Source organism: Streptococcus oralis, assembly GCF_001578705.1.
GTDB lineage: Bacteria > Bacillota > Bacilli > Lactobacillales > Streptococcaceae > Streptococcus > Streptococcus oralis_J.
The window spans coordinates 851,842-866,320 of sequence record NZ_KQ969037.1; the positions used below are offsets into that span (position 1 = coordinate 851,842).

General features: G+C 41.1%; 15 protein-coding genes. 4 read left to right on the forward strand and 11 right to left on the reverse strand.

The genetic code is table 11. The features are described from left to right. The first annotated feature begins 53 nt into the window (after positions 1–53). From SORDD05_RS04315 to SORDD05_RS04325, 3 genes are read left to right on the forward strand one after another with little or no spacing between them, the layout of a single operon-like run. Positions 54–1,058, forward strand: a complete 1,005-nt coding sequence (locus SORDD05_RS04315; protein ID WP_061417238.1) for an NADP-dependent oxidoreductase — start codon at positions 54–56, stop codon at positions 1,056–1,058. A 13-nt stretch (positions 1,059–1,071) separates the two neighbouring features. Continuing rightward, the gene (locus tag SORDD05_RS04320; RefSeq protein WP_061417239.1) at positions 1,072–1,908 is read left to right on the forward strand and encodes an alpha/beta fold hydrolase; all 837 of its coding nucleotides are present in this window, start codon (positions 1,072–1,074) and stop codon (positions 1,906–1,908) included. A gap of 1 nt (position 1,909) precedes the next feature. Further along, positions 1,910–2,788, forward strand: coding sequence for an SDR family NAD(P)-dependent oxidoreductase (locus tag SORDD05_RS04325; protein ID WP_061417241.1), 879 nt, complete (start codon positions 1,910–1,912; stop codon positions 2,786–2,788). 73 nt (positions 2,789–2,861) lie between these two features. Here SORDD05_RS04325 and SORDD05_RS04330 read toward each other — a convergent pair whose 3' ends face one another. The 6 genes from SORDD05_RS04330 to SORDD05_RS04355 form a co-directional block, all read right to left on the reverse strand. After that, entirely contained in the window at positions 2,862–4,178 is a 1,317-nt protein-coding gene (locus SORDD05_RS04330) for a glycoside hydrolase family 32 protein (RefSeq protein WP_061417243.1), read from the reverse strand. 9 nt (positions 4,179–4,187) lie between these two features. Beyond that, positions 4,188–5,804 carry an ABC transporter substrate-binding protein gene (locus SORDD05_RS04335; RefSeq protein ID WP_061417246.1) on the reverse strand — a complete coding sequence of 539 codons (1,617 nt, stop codon included), beginning with the start codon at positions 5,802–5,804 and terminating at the stop codon, positions 4,188–4,190. A gap of 29 nt (positions 5,805–5,833) precedes the next feature. Beyond that, complete coding sequence (locus SORDD05_RS04340) at positions 5,834–6,724, reverse strand: carbohydrate ABC transporter permease (RefSeq protein ID WP_061417247.1); 891 nt, start codon at positions 6,722–6,724, stop codon at positions 5,834–5,836. Between the two features lie 10 nt (positions 6,725–6,734). Continuing rightward, positions 6,735–7,652 (reverse strand): ABC transporter permease, encoded by a 918-nt coding sequence (locus SORDD05_RS04345; protein WP_061417249.1) that lies wholly within the window; start codon positions 7,650–7,652, stop codon positions 6,735–6,737. A gap of 147 nt (positions 7,653–7,799) precedes the next feature. Next, on the reverse strand, positions 7,800–8,804 hold the full coding sequence (locus SORDD05_RS04350; RefSeq protein WP_061417251.1) for a LacI family DNA-binding transcriptional regulator: 1,005 nt from the start codon (positions 8,802–8,804) through the stop codon (positions 7,800–7,802). Between the two features lie 194 nt (positions 8,805–8,998). Continuing rightward, a complete protein-coding gene (locus SORDD05_RS04355; RefSeq protein ID WP_061417253.1) occupies positions 8,999–9,454 on the reverse strand; it encodes a GNAT family N-acetyltransferase in 456 nt (151 codons plus the stop codon). 69 nt (positions 9,455–9,523) lie between these two features. Here SORDD05_RS04355 and SORDD05_RS04360 point away from each other — a divergent pair, with 69 nt between their 5' ends. Continuing rightward, positions 9,524–10,183, forward strand: a complete 660-nt coding sequence (locus tag SORDD05_RS04360) for a prepilin peptidase (protein WP_061417255.1) — start codon at positions 9,524–9,526, stop codon at positions 10,181–10,183. Here the strand turns inward: SORDD05_RS04360 and trpA are convergent. The 5 genes from trpA to trpD are packed head-to-tail and all read right to left on the reverse strand — an operon-like array spanning position 10,155 to position 14,479. Further along, positions 10,155–10,931: a tryptophan synthase subunit alpha gene (trpA, locus tag SORDD05_RS04365; RefSeq protein WP_061417257.1), complete on the reverse strand. Its 777-nt coding sequence runs from the start codon at positions 10,929–10,931 to the stop codon at positions 10,155–10,157. The two genes, SORDD05_RS04360 and trpA, sit on opposite strands and share 29 nt — an antisense overlap. Continuing rightward, complete coding sequence (trpB, locus tag SORDD05_RS04370; protein WP_061417260.1) at positions 10,924–12,147, reverse strand: tryptophan synthase subunit beta; 1,224 nt, start codon at positions 12,145–12,147, stop codon at positions 10,924–10,926. The genes trpA and trpB overlap by 8 nt, the downstream gene beginning before the upstream one ends. After that, the gene (locus SORDD05_RS04375) at positions 12,125–12,724 is read right to left on the reverse strand and encodes a phosphoribosylanthranilate isomerase (protein WP_061417262.1); all 600 of its coding nucleotides are present in this window, start codon (positions 12,722–12,724) and stop codon (positions 12,125–12,127) included. The genes trpB and SORDD05_RS04375 overlap by 23 nt, the downstream gene beginning before the upstream one ends. Continuing rightward, positions 12,711–13,478 carry an indole-3-glycerol phosphate synthase TrpC gene (gene trpC, locus SORDD05_RS04380; RefSeq protein ID WP_061417264.1) on the reverse strand — a complete coding sequence of 256 codons (768 nt, stop codon included), beginning with the start codon at positions 13,476–13,478 and terminating at the stop codon, positions 12,711–12,713. Before trpC ends, SORDD05_RS04375 begins: the two co-directional genes overlap by 14 nt. Continuing rightward, complete coding sequence (gene trpD / locus SORDD05_RS04385; RefSeq protein ID WP_061417266.1) at positions 13,475–14,479, reverse strand: anthranilate phosphoribosyltransferase; 1,005 nt, start codon at positions 14,477–14,479, stop codon at positions 13,475–13,477. Before trpD ends, trpC begins: the two co-directional genes overlap by 4 nt.

Here is a 14,479-nt window from a genome sequence, read left to right on the forward strand (position 1 = left end):
TTGCATTAGATACAAGTATATACAGTCGAATTAAATAAAAAAAGAGAAAACACATGAAAGCCGCACAACATACTACTTATAACAAAAATAATATCACTCTTAACATCACAGAAGTCGCTAAACCAAGTATCACAGACAAAGAAGTTTTGGTCAAAGTAACCGCAGCTGGAGTTAATCCTCTCGATAATATGATTTCTCGTGGTGAAGTTAAGATGATTGTTCCTTACAAGCTCTCTCAAACTGCAGGTAATGAGGTAGTTGGAGTCGTTGAAAGCATTGGTAACCAAGTTAACAACTTTCAAGTAGGAGACCGTGTCTTTGCCCGTTTACCGCTTGACCATATCGGCGCCTTTGCAGAATACCTAGCTGTCGATAGCCAAGCCTTAGCCCAGGTTCCAGACTATCTATCAGACGAAGAAGCTGCTGCTGTTCCTCTTACTGCCTTGACTATTATGCAGGCTCTTGACCTCATGGGCGCTCAAGCTGGCAAAACCATCTTTATCTCTGGTGGCACAGGCGGTGTCGGTGGAATGGCCATTCCGATTGCCAAGGCAAAAGGCTTGAAAGTAATCACTAATGGGGCTGGAGATAGTGCAGAACGTGTTTTGAAACTAGGAGCAGATCGTTTTATCGATTACAAAACAGAGGATTATACAAAAACTGTAAACGAGGTTGATTATGTCCTCGATACCCTTGGTGGGGCTGAAACTGAAAAACAAATGTCTATCATTAAAAAAGGTGGTCAGCTTGTTTCTCTCCGTGCTATGCCAAACGGTGACTTTGCCAAACGCATGAATCTGCCAAAGTGGAAGCAAATCCTACTCGGCTTAGCCGGTCGCAAATTTGATAAGATGGCAGAAAAATATGGTGTCCACTACCATTTTATCTTTGTAGAAAGCAATGGCGCTCAATTACAAGAGGTAGCTGACCTTTTTAGTAAATTAGAAATCAAACCCTCTATCGATACAGTTTATCCATTTGAAGAAGTGAATAGCGCCTTAGACAAAGTTGCTAATGGTCGCTCGCGTGGAAAAACAGTCCTCAGCTTTAAGAAATAAAAAGGAAAACACAATGTCATATCTTACAACTAAAAATCAATACATCACTGTCCAAGAAAACCAAATCGCCTATCGCGAACTCAGTAAAGGCAAATCAAAACTACCTCTTCTGATGCTGGTCCATTTGGCTGCAACTCTCGATAACTGGGATCCAAGACTATTAGACTTGATTGCTGAAAAGCACCATGTCATTGTAGTCGATCTTCCTGGTGTTGGAGCCAGTCAAGGCAAAGTGGCGCCAACCATTCCTGGAATGGCTGAGCAGACAATTGACTTTGTAAAATCGCTTGGTTACAATAAAATCAACCTCCTCGGCCTTTCTATGGGAGGTATGATTGCCCAAGAAATCATCCGAATAAATCCTACTCTAGTCAATCGTTTAATCTTGGCAGGAACAGGACCTCGAGGTGGGGTTGAAATGGACAAGGTTACAGGAAAAACTTTTAGTTTTATGTTTAAAGCTGGACTGGAGCGCATTGACCCTAAACGCTATATCTTCTATAACCATGATGAACAAGGAAAAATCGAAGCCTTTAAAGTCCTAGGACGAATGGGGATGCGAAGCAAAGAATTTGCGGATAAAGACATGAACGTACCAGGATTCCTAACTCAACTCAAAGCTATTAAACGTTGGGGGAAAGATCCTCAAGACGACCTAAAATTTATCACTCAACCAACCTTAATCGTCAACGGGGACAAAGATATGCAAGTTCCAACGGAAAATTCCTATGATATGCATGAGAAAATTAAAGATAGTAAGCTGATTATCTATCCAAATGCTGGTCACGGTTCTATCTTCCAATATGCAAACGAATTTTCAAAAGAACTCATTGCTTTCTTGGAGGACTAATATGGTCAAAACCATTCTAATTACAGGTGCTACTGATGGTATCGGTAAGCACCTAGCTAAAAAATTAGCATCTGAAGGTCATCATGTCATCCTTCATGGTCGAAATCCTCAAAAACTTGAGCTGGCGCTTCAAGAGGTTCGGGCAGTTTCCTTGAGAGGCAGAGTTTCTAGCTACCTTGCAGATTTTTCAAAATTAGACGATGTTTATCGATTTTCGGAGGTAATCAAGCGAGACTTTCAAAGTATCGATGTCTTGTTTAATAATGCAGGACTTTATGGAGGGAAAGAACGAAAAGCGAGTGCTGAAAATGTCGAATTGACTTTTATGTTATCCGTTCTCGTTCCCTATATTTTAACAATCGAACTGAGTCCCTTGTTAGAAAAAGCGCCTGACGGTCGTATCATTAATACTTCTTCCTATATGCATCATTTTGCCAAGGTCAAGGATTTAGACTTTGGATTTGAGAACAACTATGATCCAGAATTGGCCTATAATAATTCTAAACTTTATACCATCTGGATGACACGCTATCTAGCAAGAGAGTTCTTTCTGAGAGGTTCAAACATCACTGTAAATGCCTATCATCCAGGACTCATCTCAACTAACTTGGGAAATGATTCCAGTGACGAAAAGACGAAAAAGTCTCTCTTTGGGCGCTTGATGAAGTCATTTTCTAAAGATCTAGGCGAGGGAATTGAAACAGGCTACTACCTTACATTATCAGAAGAAATCAGGGGTTTGACTGGCTACTATTTTGATGAGAAGAAAGTGAAGTCTGTATCTGAAAAAGGATATAATCTCGAAAAAGCTCAGCATTTAATCAATTATTGTGATAATAAAATTGAGTTGTTCAAACAAAAATATGCTTTGCTTAATTAGAAAAAAATCGAAAAAGTTCTCTTTCCACTACTTTAGAAAGAGAACTTTTTCTTTAGGAGAAATAACTTAATTTTTAATCTAGAAGTGATAACTCAGCTGGCACTGTTAAGTAATAAGTTGCAGTCAAGCTTGCTTCACCTTGATTGACGAAAATCTCGATGGAATTTTTATCTAGAATAACTTCCAATTCTTTAGCTTCAATATTTACATACCGTCTACTGGTATCGAGTTCTTCTTCCCCACGAATCTCTTGAGCAAGATGGCTACGATCAATGTAAACTTGCTTCATCTTGCTATCATAACCAAATTCAAGATAATCTGTATCATTTCCTAAGCGGTAACGGCAATCTTTATCTATTTGGATTTGATATTGGCCTTTTTTAATAGGGAATTGTCTTAGTTTGCCATCTTCCAATCTTAGAATTCTAGGCACAGTCATGACACCAGCCCATTTATGACTCTGATCATGAGTTGGAAGTGTACGTCCCCACATCTGCATCCAAGCAATCATAATACGACGATTTTTGTCATCCAACAATGTTTGAGGCGCATAGAAGTCCTGACCATGGTCGATTTCTTCTACTGTTTCAGGAACGAACTGTTTAGCTTCCCAGTCTACCTTACCTGTAACCAAAACAGAAGAATTGATATTGTGGTAAGAATCTCCCTCACGTTGATAACGCATTGGTGACATGATGATGCAGTCTTTCCCATCTAACTCAAAGTAGTCTGGACATTCCCACATAAAGCCTTGGTGTTCAACCCCTTTTAAAAAGATAGATTCAAACTGCCATTCTACTAGGTTATCGGACCCTAGTAGAACAATACAGCCCACATTATCTTTGTGCTTGGCAGCAACTACAGAGTAATAGACCCCATCTTTTTCAAAGAGTTTTGGATCACGGAAATCAGTAGCAATCAACTCGTCTGGCAAGTCTGCACCTGTGGCAACTGGATTTTGTTCAATCTTTTCAAAGTGAATGCCATCATCCGAATAAGCCATATTCTGCACTTGACGAATCCCTTCTTCTTCGATATGTCCAGTGTACATGAGCCAGAGGCGATCGTCTTTGACGATAGCTGATCCTGAGAAGCAACCATTTCGGTCATAATCTTGATCTGGAGCAAGTGCCACCGGCAAGTGCTCCCAAGTCACCAAGTCTTTACTTTTAGCATGACCCCAGTGCATTGGTCCCCAGACACTATCATAAGGATAGAATTGATAGAAGAGATGGTATTCACCACGAAAATAGACAAATCCATTTGGGTCATTGATCCAGCCAATCTCAGCTGAAAAATGTTCTTCTGGCTTAAATTGACGATTAACAAGATGTTTATTTTCTGCTATAAAACGATTGGCTTTTTCTACTGTAAATGTTCTATCAACCATAATCAACCTCTAGTTCTTATTTGCTTGATACTGATCATAGTATTTTTGTTTGATAGCGAGGTAATCTGAAAGCCCATATTTTTCAAGTTCTTTCTTGTAATCTTCCCACTCAGTATCAATATTTCCATTTACAATCCATTCAGCACGTTTACGGTAGATATAGTCATTCATATCTGCCTCGATGTGGGCAATCTTATCCAAATCTTCCTGTGTCATGAAGGCTCTCGGATAGTTGTTATCATTGCTCATATAAGGCACATAGTATTGTTTGATGAGATCTAAACGCCATTTGGCATCATCTGGCATAGTTGTCACTTTACCATAGTAAGAGTCCAAGATAGCAAGCGGCCCACCAACTTCTGTTTTTTGACGAAGTTCTGCTGGTGCAGTTCCGTTTAGTGGCAAATGTTTGAGGCTGTTAGTTGCTTGGTCAAATTCAAAGATATTTTGTTGCTTGTCATCTCCATAAGTTCCCCAGTTGTTTTGGACAGATTGGAGTGGAGCGTACTGAGCGTCGATCCATTTAGCAGTTAGTTCTAAGTTTTTATTAACACTAGTAATGACCATCTTGTCACGCGCAAATCCCATACCATTTGTACGAGTTACGTGTTTTTGTCCACTTGGACCAGCAAGGACAGGTAAAACATCATAGCTATCATTGCTTCCTGTGACATTGTTCTTGTCCCATGTGAAGTAAACACCGTATTTTTGATCATGACCTTTAGCGATGTAACTATTCCAATCATGTTCGAAAGCTTCTTTATCAATCAAGCCTTTTTCTTGCAACTGACGGATGAATTTTACACCTTCTTTATAGTCATCGTTATCTGCCGTGAAATCAACTTTCCCATCATTTCCAACTACGATATGATCATCGTTATCCCCAACACCAAAGGCTCCAAATAGAAATTTAAAGTCTTCGTTTCCGTTCCCACTGATAAAGGTAAATGGAATTTCGTCTGCTTCACCATTTCCGTTTGGATCTTGAGTTTTGAAGGCTTCTAAGACTTTGATGAGTTCATCAGTTGTTTGTGGCATTTCAAGCCCAAGTTTTTTAAGCCAATCCTTGTTAATCCAGGCCATATCGTTAACACTGTGGATAGATTCTTTGCCTTCTCCAAGCTCCTCAATCCACGGGAATGAATAAATGTGCCCATCTGGTGCTGTCATCATGGCTTTGTACTCAGGTTTTTCCTCTAGCACTTTTTTAAGATTTGGCATGTATTTTTCAATCAAATCTTCAACTGGAATGATAACACCTTTCTTAGCCCAGTTCATCAAATCGACATCTGATGCACCGTCATTGTGGATAGCGTCTGGCAAATCACCACTAGAAATATCTAGGTTTCTCTTTTCTGCAAAATCTGATTGGTAGTTGGTCCAGTCAATATGAACGCCAGTTTCCTTTTCCAAACGTTGCAAAATCAGCTTTTCATTTGGGTCTTTGGGAGCCAAAGGTGAGCTGGCTGTCATAAACTTTAATGTTTTCTTTTCTTGAAGTGGGAATGTTACACCTTCTAACTTATAATCTGGACTAGAAGCTGTGTTTTTCGAGCCACATGCTGCAAGCATCGCTAAACTAGCTGTCAACAAAACTGCTGATTTTGAGAATGTTTTGAATTTCATGATAAAACTCCTTATTTTTTTCTATTTTATTAACCTTTAAGTGAACCAGCCATAATTCCTTTATCAAAGTATTTTTGGAAGAATGGATACATAACAATCAATGGCAAGCTTGAAATGACAATCGTTGCGTATTTGATCAATTCAGCTAAGCGTTTCATTTCATTCATGGCTGCTTGCGCTCCAATCATGTCCTGACCTGGCTGACTCTGAATGAGAATTTTACGAAGAACCAGTTGCAATGGTTCCAAGTTTGGATCCTTGATATAAATCATGGCATCAAAGTATGAGTTCCACTGACCAACAAAAGCATAGAGGAAGAGAACGAACATAATTGGTTTGGCCAGAGGAAGCATGATTTTAAAGAAAATCTGTAAATCATTTGCTCCATCAATGACCGCGGCTTCGACCAATTCTTCAGGCAACCCTTGAAAATAGGCTCTGGCAAGAATGATATTCCAAACATTGACCGCACCTGGCACGATAATAGCCCACGGAGTGTTGAGCATGCCCAAATCTTTTACCAATAAGTAAGTTGGAACCAAACCTCCACCAAAGAACATGGTCACAATTAGGAAATAGTTAATCCAGCGACGCCCTACTAAATCTTTTTTAGATAAAGGATAGGCTGTAAATACTGAAATCAAGACTGTTAAAGCTGCAAAGCCAAAAGAATAGAGCAATGAGTTAATAAAGCCTTTTAGAATGGATTGGTCACTAAATACACGTTGATACCCTTCTACTGTCCAGTCCGCCGGATTAAAACTAATTCCTCTACTTACCAAAACTTTTGGATCCATAAAGGATGCCACTACGATATAAAGTAAAGGAAGCAAGGTAATCAAAACGATAAAGACAATAATGATTTTGTTTAAGAGCAAGATACGTTTATCAAATTTTGTATCCATGATCGAATTTTTCATGTTTTCCTCCTTAAATTCCTTCACCATTATTCATACGTTTAACGACTTGGTTAACAGCGACTAGCAAGACCACATTAATCACTGCATTAAACAAACCGACTGCAGTTGAGTAAGAATAATCTCCTGACACAAGACCAACTTTATAAACGTAAGTTGAGATAATTTCAGACGTTGGAAGGTTTAGAGATGTCTGCATCAAGAATGCTTTTTCATAACCGACATTCATAATGCCACCTGCCGCCAAGACAAACTGGATAACCATAATGGGCTTAAGAGCAGGAAGATCAATATGCCAGATTCGTTGGAAAATATTTGCTCCATCGAGTCGAGCAGCTTCTACCAAGGCAGGATCGACGTTCACCAATGTTGCCGTGTAGAGGGTTGAGGCCCATCCCATTCCTTGCCAGATGCCACTGAAAATGTACAGAGGACGGAAGAAGTCTGGATCCGTTAGAAAATCCGCTTTGATACCAAACATAGAAAGAAAGCTATTTATTGGTCCTCCAACTGAGAAGAAGAGGAAAATCATTCCGACAATAACAACTACGGAGATAAAGTTTGGTGCATATAGAATGAGCTGAATTCGTTTCTTAGCTTTTTCACTCAAGAGCTGATTGAGCATAATCGCAAGAATAATTGGTGGTAAAAAGCCTAGCAATAAGCCATAGACACTCAATTTAAGTGTATTAGCCAATAAGATTCCAAAGTTGGGGGAAGACAAAAATTTTGTAAACTCAGAAAATCCTACCCAGTCACTTCCTAAAATTCCTTTTAGAGGATTGTAATCTTTAAAGGCTATCAAAACACCGTACATAGGAATGTACTTAAAGATAAAAGTCAAAACCAAACCAGGGACAGTCATCAATAACAAGAGTTTTTGTTTCTTGATTCGTTCCCAAAGAGAAACTTGCTTCGCTTTGCTATTCATAGCAACCTCCTTTTTGAAACGTTTCAAATTTATTTTAGAAAAGATAGCGCATAGCGCTTTCTACTCTTTATTTGAAACGTTTCAATTTTGTTTTAAAAAATAAATCTCTTTAATTTAACTTCATTTTAACATTGATAGCGCTTTCTGTCAAGACTTATTTTTAATTTTTTTTGTTGTTTTTCCTTCAATAAATTTTACTGGTAAGATTGTCTGCAAATTAACAGTCTTTCCATCGATGATATCAAACAGGATACGAACGGCCTCTTTTGCCATTTCTTCTAAAGGTTGCTTAATTGTTGAAAGTAGATAATCTCGACTCTCAGCCATTTTTATCCCATCATATCCAATGATTTGTACATCATCAGGGATATGTTTACCATTTGACTCTAGTATTTCAATAACATCTAAAGCTGCAAAATCATTAATGGCAAAAATTCCGTCTATGGAACGATTTTCTGCCAAGAATTGTTCTAACTTTCCGTGATAATCAGAAACGGTCTCATCTAGGTCAAAGATACTAAAAGGTATATTATTTTCTTGGACATACTTCTCGAATGAAATCCTACGTCGTTTAGTTTCATTAATGGTTGTATTGTGTCCACCTACAAAGGCCAAATGCTGACAGCCTTTTTTAATTAGTTGCCTCGCAGCTTCTCGTCCACCTGCATCATTATCAGAAGATACACATGGGATCTCAAGATCTGAGTAGGTACGGTCAATACTAACAAAGGGAATTCCTGAAGTTAGGTAGTTCTCAATTGGACTATAGGTAATGGCAACAATTCCATCAACCTTATTATGACGCAACATCTCAAGATAGTCTTGCTCTCGGTTGGTTCCATTTATTGAACATAAGAGTAATTTATTATTCCTCTTATACACTTCATTTTCCACATGCATAGCAAATTCAGAAAAAAATGGATGCCAGATACTTGGTACGATTAGAGCTATCGTATCCGTTCGGCTTCTTTTCATTCCTCTTGCATAGTAATCCGGAATATAATTCAAGGTTTTAATTGCTTGTTCAACTTTTTTCAAGGTCACTTCTTTGATGCCTTTTTCTTTGTTGATCACACGTGAAACAGTCCCAACGCTAACTCCCGCTTCTAGAGCAACATCTTTCATGGTAATGGATTTTTTTTGCTCTACCATATTCTCACCTCCTTGCACTCTATAGTAACATGCAACCGCTTTTTTATCAACTATTTCTCAATTATTATTGGTAAGATCATTTTTCCCATCATGGATAAAATCACTCCAATTGGCTTTCGACCCCCCTTCAATATTCAAGTATAGACATCTACATACCACAAGAAAAGCCTTGAGTTCCAAGGCTTTTTTACTTTCTATCTACCCTTTTTCATGATGTATTTTCGTATAGGTGTTTCAACCATTTGAACGATTTCAAATCCTTCTTTTTGGTAAAGATTGTAAGCTGTTTGATTTGCCTCATAGACATTTAGAGAGACAGTATCTATGTCTTCATTTTCAAAGGCCAAACTAACAAATTTCCTTAAAGCCTGGCTACCTAAGCCCTGCCCCTGTTTCTGGGGATTGATAAAAAATCTCCCGATATGAAGATTCCTGTCTTCTAGCCTGATTTTCTGGATAAGCCCCACAAACTCTTGTCCATCAAAGATAGAAAAGATTACTTCCAAATCTTGCAAGACTTGAATTGTTAAGGGAAAAGGAATCATTGTTCCCATCCATTGTTCTTGAAAGGATTTGCCAAGGGAGTTAGACCATTGGCATACGAGTTGAGCGTTTTCTGTGCTAACATTTTCTTCAAAACGAATTGTCATCTTGACCTCACTATCTTATCTATGTTTCTTTATTATACTACTTCTTCTATTTTTTACGAATAGATAAGTATGATTGATTTTTATTTTTTTCTTGTTGGGAGCATTTTCGCTTCCTTTCTTGGTTTGGTTATTGACCGTTTTCCTGAGCAATCCATTATCAGTCCAGCTAGTCACTGCGATTCCTGTCAGACTCGCTTGCGTCCGCTAGATTTGATTCCTATCCTTTCGCAGGTGGTTAATCGCTTTCGCTGTCGCTACTGCAAGGCTCGCTATCCATTCTGGTATGCCCTCTTTGAATTGGGCTTGGGATTCCTCTTTCTGGCTTGGGCTTGGGGTTGGATTTCTTTTGCTCAAGTCATCCTAATCACTGCTGGCTTAACCTTGGGAATCTATGACTTTCGCCATCAGGAATATCCCTTACTAGTCTGGATGACTTTCCACCTAATCCTCATGGTTTTCTATGGTTGGAATCTGGTTATGGTCTTCTTCCTTGCCCTTGGAATCATGGCTCATTTTATCGATGTCCGCATGGGCGCAGGGGATTTTCTCTTTCTGGCTTCTTGTGCTCTCGTCTTTAGTGTGACCGAATTACTGATCTTGATTCAGTTTGCTTCTACGACGGGGATCCTAGCTTTTCTCCTACAAAAGAAAAAGGAAAAACTTCCTTTTGTGCCTTTCCTCTTACTGGCTGCTTGTGTGATTATTTTTGGTAAGCTACTGCTTGTTTGATAAAGTCCTGAATCGGCTCTCCTTGGTGGAGAGCTTTTACAATTTTCGAACCGACGATAACACCATCTGACACCGCATTGAAGCGTTCGACATCGGCTTGACTAGACACGCCAAATCCTGTCAATACCGGGATATCGACTACTTGATGCAGTTGAGCCAAGTGCTTGTCCAAATCTGCTCGGTAATTTCCTGACTTACCTGTCACCCCATTGATAGCAACGGCATAGACAAAGCCCTCTGCCCCTTTAATCAACTCTTTCTGACGCTCAATACCTGTTGTCAAACTAACTAGGGGAATCAAGGCGATGTCTGTATCTGCCAAAAATGGCTCTACAAAATTAGCATGTTCATGGGGCAAGTCTGGGATAATCAATCCCTTAACCGCTGTATCTGCCAAATCTTTGACAAAGTTCTCAACGCCGTACTGAAAGAGGGGGTTGAAGTAGGTCATGATGACCAGGGGAACCTCTGTTTGAATGGTTTTCAAGGTTTCAACCAAAGCCTGGGTAGAAGTTCCGTGGGCTAGACTGCGCAAGCCGGCTTCTTCGATAACAGGTCCATCTGCAACTGGGTCTGAAAAGGGAATGCCCACTTCAATAGCAGAGACACCCAAATCTTCTAAAAAGTGGATTGTTTCACCGAGACCATCCAAACCTTTCTCATGGTCTCCAGCCATGATATAGGGAACAAAAATTCCTTTTCCAGCTGCTTTAATAGCATTCAATTTTTCTGTTAATGTCTTAGGCATGACCTTCTCCCTTCTTTGCTGCGTCTGCTTCCAAGCGGTCTTTGACTTGAACCACATCCTTGTCCCCACGGCCTGATAGACAGACAATCATGGATTTGTCTGGACCCAGTTCTTTGGCCAATTTCACCGCAAAGGCAATAGCGTGGCTAGATTCTAAGGCTGGTATAATCCCTTCCACACGAGACAAGAGTTGGAATCCTTCCAAGGCTTCTTCGTCCGTTACAGGAACATAGCTGGCACGTTTAATATCGTGGTAGTGGGAATGTTCTGGACCGATACCAGGATAGTCCAAACCTGCTGAGATAGAGAAGGCTTCAAGAATTTGACCATGGGCATCTTGAAGCACATCCATAAGGGAACCGTGAAGGACACCTGGTCGACCCTTGGTCAAGGTAGCTGCATGGTGTTCTGTATCCACACCAAGCCCTGCTGCTTCAGCCCCATACATAGCAACTGACTCATCTTCTACAAAGGGATGGAAGAGACCGATAGCATTAGAACCACCACCAACACAGGCTACTAGGGCGTCTGGCAGATTTTGACCCGTCAAGTCACGGTACTGTTGTTTAGCTTCTCGACCGATGACACTTTGGAAGTCACGAACGATTTCTGGGAAAGGATGAGGCCCCAAGGCAGAACCAAGGATATAGTGAGTATCATCAATGTTAGCTACCCATGAACGAAGGGCTGCATTGACCGCATCCTTGAGCACGCGCGAACCATCTGTCACGGCCTCAACCTTTGCTCCCAAAAGCTCCATACGGAACACATTGAGGGCTTGACGTTTGACATCTTCCTCACCCATGTAAATGGTACATTCCATGTTAAAGAGAGCCGCAGCCGTTGCAGTTGCCACACCGTGCTGACCAGCACCTGTTTCAGCGATAATCTTCTTTTTGCCCATACGTTTAGCCAGAAGAACCTGTCCCAAGGCATTGTTAATCTTGTGGGCCCCTGTATGGTTGAGGTCTTCACGCTTGAGATAAATCTTAGCTCCACCGATATGCTGGGTCAAGTTTTTTGCGTAGTAAAGGGGAGTTTCACGTCCTACATACTGGCGTAAGAGCTGGTTTAATTCCTCTTGGAAACTTGGGTCCGCCTGACTTTCACGATAAGCCTTCTCCAACTCCAAAACTGCTGTCATCAATGTTTCTGGGACGAAACGTCCGCCAAATTTTCCGTAAAATCCATCTTTATTTGGTTCTTGATATGCCATTCTTTGCCCTCTCTATAAATCTTCTAATCTTTTCCTGATCTTTTTGTCCATCTGTCTCCACTCCGCTCGATACATCGACTGCATAGGGAGTAAAGTGTTGAATTGCTTTTGCTACATTATCCTCATTGAGCCCACCTGCGATAAAGAAAGGCTGAGCTAGTTCTGCCGTATCTAGTTGACCCCAGTCAAAGGTCTGACCACTCCCTGCCACAGGGGCATCAAAGAGTAGATAATCCGCCTGAGAATTAGGCACATGACCATTTCCATCCACCTGCACAGCCTGAATACTGGCACAAGATAAATCCTCAAACAAAGCATCCGCCACCTGACCATGAACTTGAACCAAGTCCAAGCCAACCTTTTCAATCGCTTCTAGCAGTTGAGCTCGACTTGGTGAAACAAATACACCAACCTTTTTAAAGTTGACAGGAATGAGCTTTGCCAGCTCAGCAGCCTCTTCCAAGGTCACCTGCCTTTTACTAGGTGCGAAGACAAAACCGATGTAATCCGCCCCTGCTGATACGGCTGTCTCTACCGCTTCTTTGGTCGATAGCCCACAAATCTTAACCTTTGTCAATCTGCAACTCCTTGATTCTTTGAGCCACATCCTCTGCCTGCATGAGAGCTGTTCCCACCAAAATTCCGTTAAAGTATGTTGCTACTCGTTCCGCATCCTGTCCTGTGAAAATAGCAGATTCAGAAATGTAATAGCGACCTTCCTTAAAGTGCTGGGCCAAGTCTACACTGGTTTGTAAGTCGACCTCAAAGGTCGTCAAGTTGCGGTTGTTAACCCCAATAATCTCAGCACCCAGTCTGTGTGCCACTTCTAGTTCAGCTAGATTGTGGGTCTCCACCAAGACTTCCAGACCAAGCTCTGTCGCGTAGTCATAGAGTTCCTTGAGGCGTTCTTCTGACAAGGCAGCCACGATGAGCAAGATGACTGTCGCACCTGCATTGCGAGCACGGATGATTTGCTTTTCATCGATGATAAAATCCTTGTTGAGCGTTGGAATGTTTACCTGACTAGAAATCTCCCGCAGATAATCCAAATGCCCTTTAAAGAAAACTTCATCTGTCAAAACCGAAATCATCACTGCGCCGTTCGCTTCATAAGTCTGGGCCTGTTGCACAATATCCACATCGAGATTGATATCTCCCAGACTAGGGCTAGCCTTCTTGACTTCAGCGATTACCTGTAAACGATCTTGGTGATTCTTCAAAAATTCAGCTAGGCGATAGGTCTGGCGTAGGGGCTGGATTTCCTCCAGTTCCATCTGCTTGACCTCACGCGCCTTCTGCTCCAAGATTCGTGCTAAAAATTCCTGACTCATTTTTGGTACTCCTGTAACAGTCTGAGTTTTTCAAGGGCCTTGCCACTAGCAATCACTTGACGAGCCAAGGCAACTCCTTCCTTGATACTAGCTACCTTACCATTGGCATAGAAACCAAGACCAGCATTCAAGACTGTCGTTTCCAAGAATGGACTTGGTTGGTTTTGAAGAACGCTGAGCAAAATTTCTGCATTTTCCTGAGCATTGCCACCACGGATATCTTCGATAGCGTAGCGTTCCATCCCCAAATCTTCTGGAGTAAAGGTTGATAAAGTGATTTCTCCATCTTCAAGGAGGGCAATACTAGTAGTTCCATTCAAACCAGCCTCATCCAATCCTTCTGGACCAGCTACCACGATGGCACGTTTGCGGCCCATATTTTTCAAAACCTGAGCAGTACTTTCCAAAAGTTCTGGACGACTGATTCCTAGAAGCTGCGTTTCTAAAACCATTGGGTGAATGAGTGGACCTGTCAAATTCATGATAGTCGGAATTCCTAGTTCCAAACGAGCTGGCATGATGTATTTCATTGCTGGGTGCATATTTTTAGCAAAGAGAAAGACGATTCCAGTTTTATCAAAAACCTTACCTAGTTCAGCTGGTTTGAGGTCAAGATTGATACCCAATGCTTGAAGGACATCTGCAGAACCCGATTTAGAAGAAATCGAACGGTTACCGTGCTTGGCCATGTGGATGCCGCCACCAGCCAAGACAAAGGCTGCAGTTGTCGAAATGTTAAAGCTGAAAGACTTGTCCCCACCTGTACCGCAGTTATCCATAGCATCATGTATCTCAGTTGGAATGTGTTGGGCATGCCCTCTCATGACTTGTGCAATGGCTGTGCGTTCTTCCGGTGTTTCCCCCTTCATCTTAAGGGCCAAGAGAAGAGAAGCAATCTGCGCTTCGGTTACACGCCCAGTTACGATACGCTCAATGACATCCGTCATTTCCACACCTGATAAATTTTCAAATTTTGCTAGTTTTTCAATAATCTCTTTCAT

Bases quoted from the DNA above. Each gene is read 5' to 3' on its own strand.
- trpA (WP_061417257.1), bottom strand. From the start codon at position 10,931: ATGCCTAAGACATTAACAGAAAAATTGAATGCTATTAAAGCAGCTGGA.
- trpB (WP_061417260.1), bottom strand. From the start codon at position 12,147: ATGGCATATCAAGAACCAAATAAAGATGGATTTTACGGAAAATTTGGC.
- SORDD05_RS04320 (WP_061417239.1), top strand. From the start codon at position 1,072: ATGTCATATCTTACAACTAAAAATCAATACATCACTGTCCAAGAAAAC.
- SORDD05_RS04350 (WP_061417251.1), bottom strand. From the start codon at position 8,804: ATGGTAGAGCAAAAAAAATCCATTACCATGAAAGATGTTGCTCTAGAA.
- SORDD05_RS04315 (WP_061417238.1), top strand. From the start codon at position 54: ATGAAAGCCGCACAACATACTACTTATAACAAAAATAATATCACTCTT.
- SORDD05_RS04345 (WP_061417249.1), bottom strand. From the start codon at position 7,652: ATGAATAGCAAAGCGAAGCAAGTTTCTCTTTGGGAACGAATCAAGAAA.
- trpC (WP_061417264.1), bottom strand. From the start codon at position 13,478: ATGAGTCAGGAATTTTTAGCACGAATCTTGGAGCAGAAGGCGCGTGAG.
- SORDD05_RS04330 (WP_061417243.1), bottom strand. From the start codon at position 4,178: ATGGTTGATAGAACATTTACAGTAGAAAAAGCCAATCGTTTTATAGCA.
- SORDD05_RS04355 (WP_061417253.1), bottom strand. From the start codon at position 9,454: ATGACAATTCGTTTTGAAGAAAATGTTAGCACAGAAAACGCTCAACTC.
- trpD (WP_061417266.1), bottom strand. From the start codon at position 14,479: ATGAAAGAGATTATTGAAAAACTAGCAAAATTTGAAAATTTATCAGGT.
- SORDD05_RS04340 (WP_061417247.1), bottom strand. From the start codon at position 6,724: ATGAAAAATTCGATCATGGATACAAAATTTGATAAACGTATCTTGCTC.
- SORDD05_RS04335 (WP_061417246.1), bottom strand. From the start codon at position 5,804: ATGAAATTCAAAACATTCTCAAAATCAGCAGTTTTGTTGACAGCTAGT.
- SORDD05_RS04360 (WP_061417255.1), top strand. From the start codon at position 9,524: ATGATTGATTTTTATTTTTTTCTTGTTGGGAGCATTTTCGCTTCCTTT.
- SORDD05_RS04325 (WP_061417241.1), top strand. From the start codon at position 1,910: ATGGTCAAAACCATTCTAATTACAGGTGCTACTGATGGTATCGGTAAG.